The organism is Candidatus Hydrogenedentota bacterium (assembly GCA_018005585.1).
GTDB lineage: Bacteria > Hydrogenedentota > Hydrogenedentia > Hydrogenedentales > JAGMZX01 > JAGMZX01.
Window position 1 is genome coordinate 1 of record JAGMZX010000124.1, and the last position, 18203, is coordinate 18203.

The following is an 18203-nucleotide window of genomic DNA, read 5'->3' on the forward strand; positions in this document are numbered from 1 at the left end:
GATAACGTCTGTGTTGTAGCCGAACCCGGGCCGCGCTGACGCGCGGCGTCACGCACACTGAGCGCATCCGGCGCCGGTCCGTTCCGCGGGCCGGCGCTTTTCGCTCGGACCGGGCGGGCGCTGCTTGCGCGCGCGCCTTGGCATTGTGCTGGTGGGAGCCTATAGTAGGAGCCGGCCTGTTTGAACACACGGAGGGCAAGAAGAAATGCGCAAGTCACCCGCACGGATTTCGCGCAGGCGTGCGCTGGGAACGATGGCGGCCGTATCGGCGCCGTTCATCGTGCCGTCAACCGTATTCGGCGCCGCCGCGCCGTCAAACCGTATCACGGTTGGCATGATCGGCATGGGGCGGCAGGCCCTGTACGCCAACCTGAAGCCCTTCCTTATGTCCGAGCACACGGTCGTTGTGGCGGTCTGCGATGTGGACGCGTGGCGGCTCGAAAACGCCAAGCGGGATGTCGACCAGCATTACGGTAATGTTGATTGCTTCGCCTGTCGCGATTGGCGGGAGGTCATTGCACGCGACGACATCGACGCGGTCATGGTCAGCACGCCCGACCACTGGCACGTGCCGATTGCCCTCGCCGCGGTACGCAGGGGCAAGCACGTGAGTTGCGAGAAACCGCTCACGCTTTCCATTGCGGAGGGGCGCGTCCTCGCCGATGCCGTCAAGAAACAGGGCGTCGTGTTTCGCACGGACAGCGAATGCCGGTCGAATGCCTGGATGCACCGGGCCGCGGAATTGGTCGTAAACGGCTACATCGGCAAGCTCCGGCATATCGAAGCGACCGTCCCGGCGGGCGACGTGGCGGGCGGCAACCCCGCGCCCATGCCCGTGCCCGAGGAGCTCGACTACCCGATGTGGCTTGGCCCCGCGCCGGACAAGCCCTATACGGTGGACCGCGTTCACAAGCCGCGCTCCTATGACCGGGGCGGCTGGATGCGCTGCCGCGATACGTGCGAGGGGATGATCACCAACTGGGGCACGCACCTGCTCGACATCGTCCAGTGGGTCCACGGCTCCGAACGCACCGGCCCCGTCGAAGTGGAAGCCACGGGCCAATTCCCCGCGCCGGATTCAGGCTTGTGGAATGTGCTTCTGCAATTCCAGGCGCAGTTCCGCTATGCGGACGGCGTCACCGTCGCATACGGCACCAGCGAGGCACCCTATGTGAAGTTCGTGGGCGACGAGGGCTGGATACAGAGCACGTGGTTCCCCGGAGGCCGTCACAAGGAAGGCCTGACTGCCAGTACGGAATCGCTGCTCAACACGGCGTTGAAGGAAGGCGAAATCCGTCTGCCCCGGCGCGAGGACAAGGAAGATTTCATTTATGGCATCCGCACGCGCGAACCGGTCATGGCCGACGCGGAGATCGGGCATCGCACCTGTTCCATGGGCCAGATCGCGCACATCGCCATCCAAAGGGGCTGCAAACTCGCGTGGGAACCCGATTCGGAGCGTTTCGCGGATGACGAGACGGCGAACGCGCTGCTGGTTCGCCCCATGCGCGGAGACTGGATGAATCCATGAAACACGGCGTGTCTCTATTCGTGGCGGCCTGCTTGCTGCTTGCAGGCGGTGCGCATCGATGCTGGGGCGACGACACTGCGAACCCGTTCTTCGCCTTCAAGAACTGCATGGAAACCTCGGGTCCGCCCGAGGAAGATGCGCAGGCCGCGCTTCTGAAAGAGATCGGCTTCGACGGCTTCGACAATCGCGATCTGAACGGCATTGAGGCGGCGCTCGACGCGCTCGACCGGCACGGTCTGAGACTTTTTACCGTCTATTTCACGGTGCGGATCGACCCTGGCGAGATACCCTACAATCCGCGCCTGCCGGAAGTATTGCCCCTCCTGCGGGAGCGCGGCGTTGTCTTGTGGTGCAACACGCACAGCAAGCAGTTCCAGCCCTCCGATCCTGCGGGGGACGAACGCGCCGTGCCGATCTTCCGCGAAATCGCGGACCTCGCCGCCCCGCATGGCGTGCGCGTGGCGCCCTACCCGCACATCAACCTCTGGGTCGAATCGCCCGAGGACACGGTGCGGCTCGCGGACAAGGTGGACCGCCCGAACTTCGGCACGTCGTTCAACCTGTTCCACTGGCGCGCGCTAAGCGAACGCCGGCAGCCGCTGGAGGACGCAGTGCGCCGCGTCGCCCCGCGCATGATGGTCATGTCCATCAACGGCAATGACGGCACCACCGCCGTCGAAGGCATCTCGCCGCTGCAGGACGCTCAGATCGACGAGTACTATGCCGTTCTGAAAGCGTTTCGCGACGCCGGGTATCGCGGCCCGGTTGGCCTGCAGTGCTACCGGGTTGCCGGCGATCCCGCTGAGCATCTGCGTCAGTCGATGCAAGTCTGGCGCAGGCTTCAGCAACGTCTCGCGCAGGACGCCGCAACGCCGCAACGCGGATGGGCTCCTTGAGGCGCGCCATGGAACTCTCGCCTTCGGTATACGAACACGCTGCGCGCTTCGTGCGGCGCGCGCCGTGGGATGTCTCGCGCAATCCGGAACTGCTCTATCAAGCGCACGCGGCGGCCTACCGCTATTACCGCCAGACGCCCGTCATGCCGGGTATCGATATTTACAACCTCGAGCCCGAAGCCTACGGCGCGCCCGTGGAACGGCCCGAAGGCGAGAACATCCCCGCGATCCGGCGGCACGTGCTCGATTCCGCGCGGCGACTCTTCGACCTGAAGCCGCTGAACCCGAGACGCGACGGGCGCATCCCGATGCTGCTCGATGTGGCACTGCGTCTCCACGAGACGTTTCCCGAGGCCGTCATCCGCGTGCCGATCAGCGGTCCCTTCTCGATTGCGAGCAACCTCGTGGGATTCGATGCGTTGTTGCGGGAGTGTATCCTGGAGCCGGAGCTTGTCGCCGGGGCGCTCCTGCATCTGGCCGATGGGCAGTCCGCCTTCGCGGAAGCGGTGAAGGAAGCGGGCGTGGATGTCGCCTTCTTCGAATCGGCGGCGTGCCCGCCGCTGTTGTCGCCGGAGTTGTTCCGCCGCGTCGAACTGCCCGCGCTCCGCGAACTCATGGAGCGCATCGGGCGCATTGTGGGACATCCGATCCCGTGCATCATCGGCGGCAACACGGCGCCCATCGTCGAGGCCATGCTCGAAACCGGCACGGGCTATCTGGTCTGCCCGTTCGAGACGGACCAGCCGCGGTTCCTGGCGAAAGTGCGCGACCGCATGGACGTGCGCGTGCGCGTGAACGGCGACATGCGCATCGTCTCGCGCGGCACATGGGAACAGATTCAAGCGGAAGTGGAGAGACTCATGGTGGTCATCGCGGGCCGGACCAACACCTGCCTTGGCACCGGCGCGCTCCCGTATGAGACACCGCCGGAAAACGTGCGCAGGATGATGGAATACGTCGCGGCGCTGCCGGATGTGCCCGGCGTCCCCGCCCCGTAGCGGCGGCATCCGTTACGGTTCAAGCGCGCGCCAGGTCTTCACGGACTCGTAGGCTGCGAGAGCGCGTCCACGCGCCTCCTGATGATTCACAATTGGCGCGGGGTATTTGCCGCCCTGCCGCACTTGCGGCGCGTGAGCGCCCGCGCCCGGCACATGCGCCAGTTCGGGAATCCATGTGCGCACGTACGTGCCGTCCGGGTCGAACTTCCGGCCCTGTAATTCCGGATTGAACACGCGGAAATAGGGGGCGGCGTCCGCGCCGCAACCCGCTACCCATTGCCAGCCCAGCGTGTTGTTCGCCAGGTCCGCGTCGACGAGCGTATCCCAGAACCAGCGCGCGCCCTCCTGCCAAGGGAGGAGCAGGTCCTTCACGAGAAACGAGGCGGCGATCATGCGCACGCGGTTGTGCATCCAGCCGGAGGTCCATAGTTCGCGCATGCCCGCGTCGACAATGGGGTAGCCGGTGCGCCCTTTCCGCCACGCACGCAGCGCATGCGCGTCCGACTGCCACGGAAACGCGCGGAACGCCCGGTTTAACGGCTCCTCCGCCGTGTGTGGGAAATGCCACAACAGATGATGCGCGAATTCGCGCCAGTATAATTGCCTCAGGTACGACTCGGCGGCGCGAACCCAGCCCGGGCGCGTCCGCTCCGCCATTCGCACCTGCACCGCGTGGTACACGGCGTGCGGACTGACCTCACCGAAATGCAGGTGCGGAGAGAGGCGCGATGTGCCCGGCGTGCCCGGAATATCGCGCAACGTGTCATAGGCGCCGGCCGCCTCCGCGAGAAAGTCGTGCAGCATCGCGGCTGCGCCCGCTTCGCCGGGCGTCCACGCCGCGCGCATGCCGCCTGCCCAGTCCGTATCCGGCAGCAGGGGCAATTGCTTCAAGGGCTTGCTTGAAGGCCAGCGGCCCGGCGCGGCGATTTTACGCGGCGCGTCCAGCGGCGCCGGTGGCTCGTGCGTCGCCGCCGCGCGCCAGAACGGAGTGAAGACCTTGAACGGCCCGCCCTGCCGCGTCAGGACCTCCGTTGGCTCGACAAGCAGCGCGGCATTGAACGTCCGTGTCTCGACGCCCTGTTCGCGCAGGCTGTCCTCCACCTGCGCGTCGCGCGCACGCAGCATCGGCTCGTAGCGGCGGCTCCAGTAGACCGCCGTCGCGCCCGTTTCCTCGACAAGCGCCCGCAGTGTCCTCAGCGACGGCCCCGTACACACGACAAGCCGCGAACCGCGGCGGCGCAGAGAAGCATCGAGCGAAGCCAGCGAATGATGCAGCCACCAACGGCTCGCCGCGCCCGGCGGCCACGCGCCCTCCTCTTCCGGCGCCCAAATAAACACGGGCACGACGGGCCCGCCGCGCTTCGCTGCCGCCGCAAGCGCGGGATGGTCCGCAACCCGCAAATCGAGCCGGAACCACACGATGGTCGCGCGCTCTTGCTTCCCTTTCGCCATCATGCACCGAGTCTAACCGGGCTTGTGCCCCCACATCGGACGGAAGTGGCGCCCACCTGCAATGGGCAATCCGTCTTCAGCCTCCCTTCTGTCCTTTATGTCCTTTACCGCAATGTCCAATGCCCGGGGCGCGCATCGCGTACCCGCAGGGCGGGGAAACGGTCAACGGGTTCCCCGTTCCTACGCTTCGAGTCTCCAATCCCCGCGGTACTTGCGCGTGAGCATGCCGTTGAGCGCCGGATTGTCGACAACGGTCTCCGTTTCCGGGTTCCACTGGAATTTTGCGCCAAGCATGCACGCGATCTTGCCCAGATGCCCGATCGAGGCCGAGCGATGCCCCGCATTCACCGGCGCGATGCACTCCTCGCGCGAAGCGACACACTCAATAAAGTCGGTCATGTGGTTGCCTTCGCGGCGGAACCGGAAATCAGACTGTTTGAACCGGGTCTTGGTCAGCTTATCGTCGCTCGCCTTTATCCCGCTACGGTCCACGTACAGCCACTGGCCGCCGTCGCCGAAGAACATCGTGCCCAATTCTCCCGTGGCATTCGACTTGAACACGTCCGGCATGTTGCTCGCGTTGGCGACCGTCATCGTCGTCCCGTTCGCGTATTTGCACTCGAAGTGATACTGGGCCGGCGCGTCGTACAGGTTGTTCCGCTCCGTCACGGGGTCCCAGCGCACGCCTTCCACCTCTATCGGGCCCGTGTTGTCCCAATCCATCGCCATGTGGGCGATATCGCCGTGATGGCCGATCCAGTCCATCATCTGGCCGCCGCCGAAACTCATCCACCAGCGCCAGTCCCAGTGATAGCGCTTCGGATGGAACGGCGTCCATGTCGCCGGCCCCACGTAGAACTCCCAGTCCAGTTCCTCCGGCGGTTTCGGGAACTCGTCCACCCAGATGGCGTTGCCATAATTCGGCAGGCTGACCAGGATGTGGCTGATATGGCCAAGATAACCGTTGCGCACAAATTCGCACGCCTGCTTGAACTGACGGCCCGACCGCTGCATGCTGCCTACCTGGAAGATGCGATTATTCTCTTTCACGGCCTTCACGACGGCGCGCCCTTCCCCAAGCGACCACGTCAGCGGCTTTTCGCAGTAGATGTCCTTGCCCCGCTTCGCAGCTTCGACGCATATGATCGCGTGCCAGTGGTCCGGCGTCGCCACGATCACCGCGTCCACATCGTCGCGCGCAAGCACTTCCCGGTAGTCGCCGTGCGAAGCGCAATTCTGGTCGCCGTAGTACTCGTCGACCAACCGCTTGGCCTCCGCAAGGCGCGCCTTGTCCACGTCGCAAACGGCGACGATGCGCACACGCTTGTGCTTGATAGCGTTCTCCGTCAGGCCCTTGCCTTGGCCTCCCGCGCCGATCAGCGCGATCTGAATGCGCTCGTTCGGCGCCGCTGCGCCGTCCGCGCCGAACGCCGCCGACGGCAGAATCGCTGGTGCGGCCAGGGACGCGCCCATCCCGTACAGAAAATGACGCCTCGAAATCCCGTCGTTGCCTGTCGTTTCCACGGTATGATTACCTCCCGTTAATGTGGGTTTACCCCGGCTGCGCGCAATTCCAACACCGCCGCAAACCTTAATGCATTTCTCACCCGCGATTCCAGAGTCAAGCCGCGCAGGCAACCGGACCCCGCGCGGCGGGCCCGTGGAATGCGGGCCCGCCCCTGATTCCCGGGGCTGCCGGAGGGAATGAATCCGACGCGCCGGTGGTTTCAGACCCAGCATAGGCAATATGCGGGACCTAACAGTGCGGTCCGTGACCGGCAGACAGCATGTGCGGGGTCACGGGCAGCGGGGATCTTGAGGGTCCGTAAACCGGGGTTGGAAAACACACAGGAGTACAAAGCAATGGAAAACACACGCAGAGAATTCTTGAGACTGGCGGGGCTGCCGGTGGCGGCGGCGGCGACTATTGGCGGCGGCACGGCGCTCTTCTCGGGCGCGGCGCAGGCGCAGGAAAGCGCGGCGGGCCTGGGTGAATTGACGGAGCACACCCTGCCGGAATTGCCGTATGACTACAACGCGCTGGAACCGTATATCGACGAGCAGACAATGCGTATCCATCATGGCAAGCACCACGCGGCGTACGTGAAGGGTCTGAACGCCGCGGAGGCTGCGCTGGCCAAGGCGCGCGCAGCCGGCGATTATGCGCAGATCGAGTACTGGTCCAAGAAGTGCGCGTTCAACGGCGGCGGGCATTTCCTGCATTCGCTGTTCTGGACAGTCATGGCTCCGGCGGGCACGGGCGGCGGCGAACCCACGGGTCCGCTGGCGGACCTGATCAAACGCGACTTTGGCGGATTCGAGGCATTCAAGGCGCAGTTTTCGGCGGCTGCCGCGGGCGTAGAGGGCAGCGGCTGGGGCCTCCTGCATTTCCGTCCCGCCGACGGCCGGCTCATCATCCTGCAAGCGGAGAATCAGCACAAGCTGTCGCCGTGGGGCAGCATTCCCGTACTCGGCATCGACGTGTGGGAGCACGCGTACTACCTGAAATACCAAAACAACCGCGCGGAATACGTGACGCAGTGGTGGAATGTCGTGAACTGGGAACAGGTCGCGAAGAACGTCCAAGTGCATCAGGCGCGATAGGCCTGTGGCGACACCGCCGCGGCACTAGCTGGTCTGAAGAATGAAGAATGGGAGACCCGGCGCTGGCTGGGTCTCCCGTTTGGCTTTCCAATGCCGGAGCAGAATGGCGCATCTAGAACAGAAGTTGCTGGGTATCGTCGGGCGCCGGCCCTTGGGCCTTGGGGGGCGTCTGCTTGGCCTCTTTTTTCGGCGGAGGCGTTTCCGCGGGAACGCCCTCGACTGCGGGTTCGGCCGCGGGCGCAGCGGCGGGCTGCTGTTTCTTTTTCCGGCGCCGGGCCTGCGGTTCCTCCGCGGCCTGCCCGCGCGCAACGGTCTCGATGTCCTCCTGAAGCATTTCCCGGGTGGTCCGCCACGACTTGCCGAGTTTGAAGCCCCGTAGCCGCTTATGCCGGAACATCTGCCGCACGGTGAGCGGCTTGACGTGCAGGATCTGTGCGACATCCTCGACGGTGAGCATATTTTCCAGGTCCATACCAGGTTCCCTCAACAATCGTGGTTATGTGAAGCGGCAGCATCACGGGCTCATGGTACAAAAACCGCCGCAAACAAACAAGTCGCCGGGGTTCGGGGCGTATTGCGGATTTCAAGGCTTCTGGGTAGAATATTGTAATGGGGCTGGTGGTGTGTCCCGGCCACTGCTCCGCAAGTCAGGCGGACAACGCCCAAAAGGGAGACGCGTTTATGAACGTGAAGACCGTGTTGGCGATAGGTGCGCTGTGTCTTATAACCGCACTGGCGCTTGCCTTCCTGGACACGCCGGTATATGCGGCGGCGGGTGATGGCGAACTGAGCGGCGACAAGGACCTGGCGACGAAGAAAGGTCTCGACGCACTCGAGACGAAAGAATTCGACAAGAACAAACTCCCAGGCAAACTCGAGATTGGCCTGGCTGTGGGTTCGATCTTTGCGATGGTCGCCGTTGTCAAGTGGGCTTAGCCGCACATAAGGATGGGGGACACGCTCTCCCGTTGATGGAGGGTCACCTCCGCGAGGGACGCGCCGTGACGGAACGCATTCTGGTGCTGGACGACGAGGCTAGCATCACCGACATGATCGGCCAGCACCTTACGGACGAGGGCTATGTCTGTGAAACCTTCACTTCTCCCCGGAAGGCGTTGAAACGTCTCGCGGAAGACCATTTCGGGCTGTTGATCACGGACCTGAAGATGCCTGAACTGAACGGAATGGAGGTGGTGGCGCGGGCGAAGAAGCTTGATGATACGCTGGCGATCATTGTCGTCACGGCATTACTCGAGGTAACGAACGCCATCGAGGCGATGCACGCGGGGGCTGACGATTATCTGCTGAAACCGTTCAATCTGAGCGAGATTTCGATGGCGGTGCAGAAGGCGCTGGAGAAGCGGCGACTGGTCCTCGAGAACCGGCGCTACCAGCAGGAACTCGAGGCGCGGGTGCACGCGGCAACGGCGGACCTGGCCCGGACGAACGAAGAGTTGCGGCGCACACAAAAGTATCTCGAGGACCTGCTCGACAGCACCGTGGACGCCATCCTTACCGTGGACGCGCAGACACGCATCTCGTATGTGAATGCGGGGGCGCAGGCCATGCTGGGCTACCGGGATGAAGAGTTGCGGGGCGAACCCGTGGTGCGGCTGCTCGCGGGCGGGCCGCAGGAATTGCGGTACATCCGGCGCATGCTTCGCACGGAGTCCCGGCTGCAGAACTACGAAACGGAACTGCGTCATTCGGACGGACATTTCCTGCCCGTGAGCATCTCGATTTCGCAGGTGCGCGACCACGCAGGGCAACCGTTCTCGACGCTGGCCATCTGCAAGGACATCACGGAGCAGAAGCGGCTCGAATCCGAACTGAAAGAAATGTCCAACCGCGACGGGTTGACGAGCCTGTTCAATCAGCGGTATTTCTACGACCGCCTCGAAGCGGAAATCGAGCGCGCGCGGCGTCAGGGTCATCCCCTCTCGCTGTTGCTGTTCGACATCGACCAGTTCAAGCACTACAACGATTGTCACGGCCACCTGGAAGGAGACCGGGTGTTGAAGGCGATCGGCGAAGTCGTGATGGAATGCACGCGCGAACACGTCGATATTCCGTGCCGGTACGGCGGCGACGAATTCACGGTTATCCTCCCCGAAGCGGACAAGCCGCAGGCGCTGAGTATTGCGGAACGCATCCGGGCCACCTTCGAAGCGCGCCATTACGACAAGCTGACGCTGAGTATCGGCTTGATGTCGTACCGCGGCGGTTCGCTGCGCTCCTTCATCCGCTCGACGGACGCCATGATGTACGACGCCAAGCGGTCCGGCGGGAACCGCGTGTACGTTTATGACTATGAAGCGGACGGGGAGGAAGGCGGCGAGACGGCGCGCGAAACGACGGCTCCCCCAAGTTCCGGGTAACGTTTCCCGCCCTATTCCGCTTGCGCGTCGCGCAAACCCGCCAGCGCTTCGTCGTGCGGCAGGCGGCGCCCATTCACAAACGGCGTCGGTGCCGTTCCCGGCTCGAGTTGCACGTTGTCCACGTAGATTACGGCCTCGGGCATGGCCTTTGCGGGAAACTGGAGATAGACCCTCGCGTGACTTACGGCGCGGGGGATATTCGCGCCGGGCTGCAGCTGAAACACAAGGTGTTTCCAATCCGATTCGCCCGCCCACTTGTCCAGCCGCAGACTGCCGGAAGACTGGTGCTCCATATCAGACCAGGCAAAGGACAAGGTGGCCGCAGCCTGGTCGGCGCCTATGCCCTGTTCGGGGGTCAGGTCTGCATAGCGGACCATCAGCGAAAGCGTGTACGGGAACGCCGGGTCCAGCGTGCCGATGGGCGCGGGCACGGCCACCGCCACGCTATCGACCATCGCCGCGCCGGGCACACCGCCCGCGCGCCGCAACCGTACCCGGAACGAGTCCGGGTAGGCATCGGCGGGCACGGGCGCCTCCAGCTGCAGCCTGGACCAGACCCCGGTTCCCGGATGCGCGGCCTGGACGGACTGTTGGCCGCCGGGGATGTCGTAGCACAATTCAAGGAAGAGCAAGGCGGGCGTGTCGGCCCGGGCATCCGCGACTACGTACGCGGTGCGGCCCGGTGCGAGCCCCAGCTTGATTGGCTGTTCGAGAATCACATCGGTCACGGCCGGCAGCAGCGCGGCGGCGCGAGACCCCACCGCGGCGCCCGCGACTACCTCGACCTTGCCGCCGGCGGGCGCCCAGCCGATCAACCCGTTCTCCGGCGTTGCTTCGAAGCTTGAATTCCGAAGCCGGTACGTGAAAGGTCCCGCGCCGAACTCCATGGCGGCGCCTTTCATGGCATCGGCCGTCAGCCTGAAACAACGTTTGCCCTCGTAAGCCGGTTGCCCCTGCACCACGAGATGCCGCAGCGCCTCCGTGCCGGGGCCGGGTTCCGCGCCGCCGCTGGGAATCAGGTTGACCGTCGGCGCGCCCAGCCGCCACACGTCGGCGCGCCGGAACTCGCGCCGGGCCGCGCCCAGCGACGTCAAGAGGTCGGTATGCAGCCGGAACGCGCCGCCGTACTGAACGAAACACAGCGTGGCAAGCGGGTTGCCGGTCAGGAAACGCTCAAATTCTTCGCGCGAGGGCTGCCCCAGGACGGATTCGCGCGTGGCGCGGATGGCGGGCCGCTCCAGACCGGCGGAATAGTCCAGGACCATCTCGGCCCAGAAACGCGACGTCATGTCGGAGAAGCAAAGGATGTCCGTAGGGGCGAGGCCGGTGCTCAGGTACTTCGAGAAGCCCTTCGAGTCCTCGACGGGCCGCGCATCCAACTCGCGCCGCAACGCCGCCGCCGCGGGCAAGGTAAACAGCACCAGGAGGCCACCGATCGCCGCGCGCCGCACGAGCGCGTCCCAGTCCTCCGGCGCAACGCGCGCCAGTTGCTCCAGCCGCCACGGCAGACGGCGCAGCGCCGGGCCCAGACCGCCGGCAATGTGGACGATGCCCAGCGCAACCAGCGCGAGCATCAACGGAAGCAGGAAGCACAGGTGGCGCGCCACCCAGAAATGCGTGGTGCGCACGACCATCATCGGCAGCGGCAGGAGGAGCAGCGCGGCCCCGGCAAACCAAGCGAGCGGCCTTGCCCGGCGCCAGAGGCCTGCACATCCGGCAGCCGCGCACAACCACAACACCGCCAACACCGGCCAAGGCTTCACGGCGAGATACTCGCTCAAGAACCTGGCGTACTGGAGCGGCGTCAGGCGGTAATAGTGGCCCGGCGCGGCCAGCGTCATATCCACGGCCGTGTTTTCGTAGCCCTTCAGGAAGGCCAGCGGCGTTGCGCCCACGTAAGCCATGAGCGCAACCGTGCCCGATATGCCGAGTATGCCGGAGAGCGCGGGCGCAATAACCGATTGCAGCCGTGTTCTCCAGGACGCGTGCGCCCGGGAGCATGCCCGCTGACAACAGGCGGCGAACACAAGGACACCCAGAAAAGGCAGCACGAGCAAGTGCTGCGGCGCGACCCAGAACGCGGCCAGGACGAATAATGCCCAGCCGAGCAGGTCGGGCTGCGCCAGCGCGCGGTACAGCAGCCAGACCGCCAGGATTGCGCCCAGCATGACCGGCGCGTACATGCGCGCTTCCACGCTGAAGCCGGCGTGAAAGGCGTTGAGGGATAGCAGCCAGGCCGCGAGCACGCCCGCAAGCCGGCTGTGCGCCCCGCGCACCAGCGCGTACAGCGCCGGCACCGCCAGTACGCCGGCGATCACGCTGGGCAGCCGCAGCACGCCCTCGCTGAATCCGAGATACTGCGCGCACAAGACCGGCATGTACATATAGCCGGGATTCAAAGAGACGCCCCACCGGTGCATGCTCCAGCGCAGCCCGTGCACCGCGCAGAACCGCGTCCAGAGTTCATCGGCCCACAGACTTGCGTCGATCTCCGGCACTCGCAGCACGGCCGCAAGAAGCGTAATCAGGGTCAACAGCACCCCGGCCTGCCGCGCCGTAAGGTCCCGTACGCACCATGCCCCGCCCGTCTGCGATTCAACCTGCTCCCGCTGACCGTCCATCACTACCCTCGTATTCCAAAGACGCGAAAGTCTACCAAAAGAGCATCCGGCAAGGGAAAAGCGTTTATTCGAGGCCCCCCGGGTTTCAATAGAGACCGGATAGACTCCGGCACCGCCAATCTTGCCATCCTGGGGCTCGCGGCAAGGTACGAAGGGCCGCCCGCCGGCTCAGCCACTTCTTATCAAGCCGATAGACCGTGCCCTTATCCAGTCCTTCAAGGTCCGCAACGTCCAGCCCCGGCATCAGTTCGCACAGCTGCGCCACATAACGCTCGTAACGAAGTGTCATAACGAAGTGTCTGGCGTTCCCGCGGCTCAATCCACCCGGGGTCTTCCACATGGACTCCACACGTTTCGCACTGCACCCGCGCTGGACTGAACTCCAGCCAGCACCGCCGACCCCAGACCGGGAAATCCCGCACACGGCGTACCGGAAGATGGTCATACGCAAACAGGTAGCCCTGGCCGCAACCACTGCACCGGTAAAGGGTTCCGGGGCTTCGCACAATAGGTACAACGATTTTCCCCTCGCAGAGGCTCACGTGCTCCTCCATCACTTCCCACCATTGTATACCAAGCATCTCCTTGATAAGCTGTTCTTGAGACATCGGAGGCTCCTCCATGGTTCTGGTTGTTCACCCACCATTGAAGAGATTTCCCTTCGATGTCTCAACTCCAATCACCCACACTTAAGCGGAATGAGCCAGGTTAATGGGAGGGCCTAACGGTTACCGATTGGCGTGATTTGATATCGCATATTTAACAGTTCCTGCGGGTAGATTGCGGCGTCGGTTGTTCTCTCTGTCCAAACAATCGTTGCCGGAAGTGAATGCAGCAAGGCACTGCCAATTCAATAAGCGTGGAGGCATGTATCATGTTTAGAGTGCGCAGGGATCCTATCTGGTTACTTTTTCTAATGGCGCCGCTCTTAGCGGCAGCATGGGTTCTCGACCCCGCTAGCCGCGGCTTCTACATTTGGTGCGTCGTGGGTCTCGGGGTCTTCCTCGTGTTGCGGATCGCATTCTGGCTCTTGAAGAAAGCAAGCGGGACGCCCGTGCCTGATTCAGCAGTCCTCGAACTCCTCGACCGAAGCAAGAACGCGCCGCATAGCGCGGAATGGGTATTGACCAGGTTTCGTCCCGCTGTTCCGCTTGAGGCGGCGCGCGCAAAAGTTGGCTCTGCGGAATACACGGACGAGGACCGGGTTCGTGGTTTCATGATGAAAGCCGAGCTTATAGCTCCATCACGTCCTGACGTGGCGGTTTTCTACTCACCGAATAAAGGTATTCTGTTGGGGAATCCAGAGATGATCCGCAATCTTGAGAAGCAGTATGGCCGCTGGTTGCTCGACACGTGGTACTGCCTCACGGGCGCCATGTCGCGTGTTGGAATGGCCAGTTTGGATTTGGATGGTCCGCAGACGCTCGTCCATGGTCGCCATGTCGAGTTTCGTTAGCGCTAGGTGCCACGCCCCCAACAAGGTATTGAATGCTCCAGAAGGAGAAAAGTCATGCCGGCAGCGCGACTCTATAAATGCAGCAAATGTGCCGTTATCTATAGGGGGCATGAGCTGTTGCCCTCGGCCCGAGCATTTCCAATCAAATTGGAGGGCCCGGTGTGTCCCACACCGCACTGTGCAGGACACAAGTTTATCGGACAGGCCACGGCGTCAGGAGCCGGTCTCATCACGGGATTGCAGGCATTGGTGATTCTTGTTCCGGCATTCCACTGGTTGGGAGGGCAACCTTGGACCAACGCCGGTTTGTTTGCCGTCCTGATAGCCGCAATAGTTGCCATAGTCTCGACATGGTGGCATAGGCCGTCTTCGCGGGCAGAGGATGATATATTCGCAGCACACGAAATGGCCCGAGCGGCTCAGGAGCTTCAGCGTTCGGGCCGTCTTGAAATGGCGGAGTGGCGTTATCGTCGTGCCGCGGAACTGCTGGGGGAAGGAGTTGACCGGAAGTTGGAGGCTTCGATCCTGGGATACTGGGCTAACCTGGAGAAAGAACTGGGAAACACGGCGCACGCACTCACTCTGTATCAAAGGGCGCTGCGGTTGGCCGAAGAACTGGGAGATGTCTCAGGTATCGTGAATCGTCTCAACAACATCGCAGCGCTTCTGGGCGACAATCTCGCGAATCCCACAGATGCAATGCCTTACCTTGAGCGCGCCCTGTCATTGGCGCGAAAGCTTGGAGATAAGGATCGGCTCGTGCTGATACTCGTCCATATGGCGAAACGCGCGCGTGAATTGGACCGTCACGACCAGGCGGGTCACTGCCTTGACGAAGCACAGGGGTTGGCCCGAACCATCAGCCACCCAGCCCGCCTTGCGGATGTCTTGCACGAACGGGCCTGTCTGGCGGCGGCACAGGGAAGGAACGAGGACGCTGTCTCGATTCTCCATGAAGCGTTGTCTTTGCCCGGTCTCGATACCGCGTCGCCGGTTGCGCGACATGCCACGCAACTGCTCCGCGTGGCCGTGGAAGCGATGAGAACCGGCGGGAAGATCCACATTTTGCAGCCGGGCCACGAGCCGCCGGGGAAAAGGGAGATGCGAGGTCTGCCCGACCTGCCTGAGGAGATACAGAATGTGCTCGACCCGGCCATGGAACACATGGAATCTGGAAGGCTCGCATTCGCGGCAAAAGCCTTTCGCGACGCCCTAAATACAGGTTGCGTCCAGCGTAGTCCAGCGGCATGCGCCTTGGCTGCAATGAATTTGGGAGACGTGCTGCGCGAATTGGGCGAGACGAACGAGGCGATTGAAACGTGCCGGGGAGGTCTGGAATGGGAGAAGCAAGTCCATCTTCCAGTAATTCGCCAAGGACTCTTGTTGAACCTGGGACTCGCTCTTCGTACCACAGGAGATTGGGTGGAAAGCCGGGCCGTGTACGAACAGGCGCTCGATCTGGCCGACCCGCAGCTCGACCCAGACAGCCGAGGCCGCCTCTCCCTGGCGTTGGGCGATCTCCTGCGCGACGGCAACGAATTCGACCGTGCGGACCGATGCTATCAACAAGCGGCCGAATGCGCCGAGTCGGCGGGCGACCCGCAATTGCAGGGGGCTGTATTGATTGGCATGGGCAATCTCCAATTCAGGAATGCCCGACGAATCCTGCAGGAACGCGAAACGCGTGACGCGCAGGTTCTAGCCATGGAATTTCTCGAGAAAGCAAAGAGGCATTATGACGACGCCGTGGCATTTGCGAGGCAACATAGGGACCCGAAGTTGGAGGCCTTGGCACTCCGCATGCTCGGCAATGTCTACCGGCGACTACAAATGCCCGAGCAGGCCGTCCAAGCACTCGAGTCGGCGCTTTCGCTAATGTCTTCCGACGCTTCCGCGGTCACGCGCGCCGGCCGCCTGAATGACCTCGCTGTAGCCGAACAACAGTTGGGGCGCTTTGAGGATGCCCGGGAACACTATGCCCAGGCAGTCGAGTATTTCCGGAGGCATGGCGTAATGAGCCCCGATGTTGCCGGATGCATTGAGAACTACGGCGTACTCTTGGTGCGTTTGGGCCGGGTCGACGAGGGGGCCCACCTCATGAGTGAAGCCTCGAGCATGGACAACCGCATGGTGCCGCAGGCTTTCGCTATCGCATCAGAAAGCAACAGGCTCGGCTTTCTCCGGTCCGCGGAATCGCGTCTCGATGACCTGATTAGTCTGGTAGCATGTGGCGGCCCGGCCATCAGCAAAGCAGCCATCGTTGAAGCTTGCGCCGACGCTGTGTTTGCACGCAAGGGGTCTACGCAGGAAGCGCTGATGACTCAGAGGGAGTTCAGCGCAAGCGAAGGCAACGCGGCTGTGGCTGCGACGCAGCTTGAATTGGCGGCTGTCCGCACGAAATTGGCTCGGTTGACCTTTGCGGGCCATGGCATGCGCGCGGATGGCTCTTACTCTGCGGAGGCTTCACGTTTGGCTGAGCAGCGTGAGCTCCTGGAACAGCGCATGGCTCGGCATTTTCCAACCGCCGTTCTGGATAGACGTCTCCAACACGCCTCCTGCAAATCGCTCATGATGCACCTCGACCGCATGAGTGTTTTGATCGAGTATGTACGTTTCAGGCATTTTGCATTTCCCGCCGTTGATCAAGAGGCAATGTGGGGTCCCGAACGTTACGCTGCCTTTGTCCTTTGCGATCAACCGCCGGTGCGAATCATTGATTTGGGGGTGGCAAAGGTCATAGATGAACTTATTATGCAGTTTCGCAGTGCGGTTACAGGACATGCCGAACAGGAGACATCGCGTGACATTGGTTTCAAGTCTTCAACGTTGAACTGCGTTAACGATGTGCGGCAGGCTGGCGAAGCGCTCCGTAAGGCGGTTTTTGATCCATTGCTTCCCGCGATTGGGAACCGAACAAGACTCTTGGTCGCAGTTGACAGCGAACTGACCCGATTGCCTCTTGAGGCCTTGCCGCAGAAGGAAAGGGATGATTTAATCGATCGGTATGATATCAGCTATCTGAGCACGGCCCGCGACCTGCTCCGCCCCGGTCGCGCCGGTAAGGGAACAACATCCGAGCCGGTCGTTGTGGCGGATCCGGATTTCGATCTCCGCGGGGAGGACGCGGCAGAAGTAAATGAGAAGCCGTCTTCCCGCCGGTTTCGGGGTCTATTGCCGGACGACCTGCACTTCGAGCGGCTTCCGGGCAGTCGGGTTGAAGGTGAGGCGATCAGCCGCATGCTTGTTGCGGCAATGCTGACCGGGGATTCCGCGCTGGATGGCCGCGTCAAGCAATTTCGATCTCCCGTGGTGCTCCACTTGGCAACGCACGCCTTCTTTCTGGAATCTATCACCAAGTCTCTAGAAGAGCGTGTTGTGATGACTGAGGATGTGGAGTCGCTTTATGGAGGAGATGGCCAGAGTCGGGATGCAGACGACCGAACAGACCCCATGCTGGGTTCGGGTATATGTCTTGCAGGCGTCAACACTTGGTTGGCAGGGGGCGCGTTGCCCGAAGAGGCCGAGGACGGCGTGCTGACGGCTGTCGATGTGTCCGGCCTAGACCTGCAGAACACGGAGCTTGTAGTGCTCTCGGCATGCGATACCGGCTTGGGGCGGACATATCGTGGCGAAGGCGTATTCGGTCTTCGCCGCGCTTTTGTAACGGCGGGCGCGAAAACGCTTGTCATGAGTCTCTGGAAAGTGGCCGACGAGCAGACAAGCAGTCTCATGCAGCAGTTCTATGAATACCTGCTAGAGGGCAAGGGCCGCGCCGAAGCCTTGAGGGCGGCAAAACTGTCCATTAAGCGGCATTACCCCAGCCCATTCTTCTGGGGAGCCTTTATTTGCCAGGGCGAGACCGGCCCCCTGTCATGGCAGCAACAATCAGACGACGGCAAATCCTGAGGCTCCGGGTAGACCGGGCGTGGTCCGCCCGCATCCTGCATGCAGCGTCAGGCTGGCATACGGGGACCATATGCGCAAGTGTTTGAAATGGAGCGCAGGCCTATGGCCTCTCCAAGTTTTCGGGACTTGGACCTCCGCCGCCAATTTGCCTTTGCCACATGGCAATTCCTATGGTAGGGTGTGCGAACGCGGCGGTTGGGTCGTGACGCGCGCCGGAGAAACATCATGAAGTTAGCCATCTGCAACGAGATATTCAAGGACTGGAACGACATCGAGCGGACCGTCCATTATGTGAAGGAAGTGGGTTACGACGGGCTCGAGATCGCCCCGTTTACGCTGGCGCCGTACGTAACCGATATCC

General features: G+C 62.8%; 12 protein-coding genes. 8 read left to right on the forward strand and 4 right to left on the reverse strand.

The window, feature by feature from the left end; all coding sequences use genetic code 11:
- Positions 1-205: 205 nt before the first annotated feature.
- From KA184_17770 to KA184_17780, 3 genes are read left to right on the forward strand one after another with little or no spacing between them, the layout of a single operon-like run.
- The gene (locus KA184_17770; protein MBP8131431.1) at positions 206-1531 is read left to right on the forward strand and encodes a Gfo/Idh/MocA family oxidoreductase; all 1326 of its coding nucleotides are present in this window, start codon (positions 206-208) and stop codon (positions 1529-1531) included.
- Positions 1528-2427 carry a TIM barrel protein gene (locus tag KA184_17775; protein MBP8131432.1) on the forward strand — a complete coding sequence of 300 codons (900 nt, stop codon included), beginning with the start codon at positions 1528-1530 and terminating at the stop codon, positions 2425-2427. The genes KA184_17770 and KA184_17775 overlap by 4 nt, the downstream gene beginning before the upstream one ends.
- A gap of 8 nt (positions 2428-2435) precedes the next feature.
- Positions 2436-3425: a hypothetical protein gene (locus KA184_17780; protein ID MBP8131433.1), complete on the forward strand. Its 990-nt coding sequence runs from the start codon at positions 2436-2438 to the stop codon at positions 3423-3425.
- 12 nt (positions 3426-3437) lie between these two features.
- On the opposite strand, the gene KA184_17785 is transcribed toward KA184_17780, so the two are convergent.
- Together KA184_17785 and KA184_17790 are read right to left on the reverse strand one after the other, a co-directional pair.
- Positions 3438-4877, reverse strand: a complete 1440-nt coding sequence (locus KA184_17785; GenBank protein MBP8131434.1) for a deoxyribodipyrimidine photo-lyase — start codon at positions 4875-4877, stop codon at positions 3438-3440.
- 180 nt (positions 4878-5057) lie between these two features.
- Positions 5058-6401, reverse strand: coding sequence for a Gfo/Idh/MocA family oxidoreductase (locus KA184_17790; GenBank protein ID MBP8131435.1), 1344 nt, complete (start codon positions 6399-6401; stop codon positions 5058-5060).
- A 339-nt stretch (positions 6402-6740) separates the two neighbouring features.
- Here KA184_17790 and KA184_17795 point away from each other — a divergent pair, with 339 nt between their 5' ends.
- Positions 6741-7481: a superoxide dismutase gene (locus tag KA184_17795; protein MBP8131436.1), complete on the forward strand. Its 741-nt coding sequence runs from the start codon at positions 6741-6743 to the stop codon at positions 7479-7481.
- A gap of 112 nt (positions 7482-7593) precedes the next feature.
- On the opposite strand, the gene KA184_17800 is transcribed toward KA184_17795, so the two are convergent.
- The gene (locus tag KA184_17800; protein MBP8131437.1) at positions 7594-7953 is read right to left on the reverse strand and encodes a helix-turn-helix domain-containing protein; all 360 of its coding nucleotides are present in this window, start codon (positions 7951-7953) and stop codon (positions 7594-7596) included.
- Positions 7954-8162: 209 nt separating this feature from the next.
- Here KA184_17800 and KA184_17805 point away from each other — a divergent pair, with 209 nt between their 5' ends.
- Both KA184_17805 and KA184_17810 read left to right on the forward strand, forming a co-directional pair.
- Positions 8163-8417 carry a hypothetical protein gene (locus KA184_17805; GenBank protein MBP8131438.1) on the forward strand — a complete coding sequence of 85 codons (255 nt, stop codon included), beginning with the start codon at positions 8163-8165 and terminating at the stop codon, positions 8415-8417.
- Between the two features lie 65 nt (positions 8418-8482).
- Positions 8483-9859 carry a diguanylate cyclase gene (locus KA184_17810; protein ID MBP8131439.1) on the forward strand — a complete coding sequence of 459 codons (1377 nt, stop codon included), beginning with the start codon at positions 8483-8485 and terminating at the stop codon, positions 9857-9859.
- 11 nt (positions 9860-9870) lie between these two features.
- Here the strand turns inward: KA184_17810 and KA184_17815 are convergent, their stop codons facing one another.
- Positions 9871-12483 (reverse strand): glycosyltransferase family 39 protein, encoded by a 2613-nt coding sequence (locus KA184_17815; GenBank protein ID MBP8131440.1) that lies wholly within the window; start codon positions 12481-12483, stop codon positions 9871-9873.
- Positions 12484-13354: 871 nt separating this feature from the next.
- Here KA184_17815 and KA184_17820 point away from each other — a divergent pair.
- Both KA184_17820 and KA184_17825 read left to right on the forward strand, forming a co-directional pair.
- On the forward strand, positions 13355-13936 hold the full coding sequence (locus KA184_17820) for a hypothetical protein (GenBank protein ID MBP8131441.1): 582 nt from the start codon (positions 13355-13357) through the stop codon (positions 13934-13936).
- Positions 13937-14341: 405 nt separating this feature from the next.
- Positions 14342-17842: a CHAT domain-containing protein gene (locus tag KA184_17825; protein MBP8131442.1), complete on the forward strand. Its 3501-nt coding sequence runs from the start codon at positions 14342-14344 to the stop codon at positions 17840-17842.
- Positions 17843-18203 lie beyond the last annotated feature (361 nt).

Bases quoted from the DNA above. Each gene is read 5' to 3' on its own strand.
- KA184_17785 (MBP8131434.1), bottom strand. From the start codon at position 4,877: ATGGCGAAAGGGAAGCAAGAGCGCGCGACCATCGTGTGGTTCCGGCTC.
- KA184_17825 (MBP8131442.1), top strand. From the start codon at position 14,342: ATGGCCCGAGCGGCTCAGGAGCTTCAGCGTTCGGGCCGTCTTGAAATG.
- KA184_17780 (MBP8131433.1), top strand. From the start codon at position 2,436: ATGGAACTCTCGCCTTCGGTATACGAACACGCTGCGCGCTTCGTGCGG.
- KA184_17770 (MBP8131431.1), top strand. From the start codon at position 206: ATGCGCAAGTCACCCGCACGGATTTCGCGCAGGCGTGCGCTGGGAACG.
- KA184_17795 (MBP8131436.1), top strand. From the start codon at position 6,741: ATGGAAAACACACGCAGAGAATTCTTGAGACTGGCGGGGCTGCCGGTG.
- KA184_17805 (MBP8131438.1), top strand. From the start codon at position 8,163: ATGAACGTGAAGACCGTGTTGGCGATAGGTGCGCTGTGTCTTATAACC.
- KA184_17820 (MBP8131441.1), top strand. From the start codon at position 13,355: ATGTTTAGAGTGCGCAGGGATCCTATCTGGTTACTTTTTCTAATGGCG.
- KA184_17775 (MBP8131432.1), top strand. From the start codon at position 1,528: ATGAAACACGGCGTGTCTCTATTCGTGGCGGCCTGCTTGCTGCTTGCA.
- KA184_17800 (MBP8131437.1), bottom strand. From the start codon at position 7,953: ATGGACCTGGAAAATATGCTCACCGTCGAGGATGTCGCACAGATCCTG.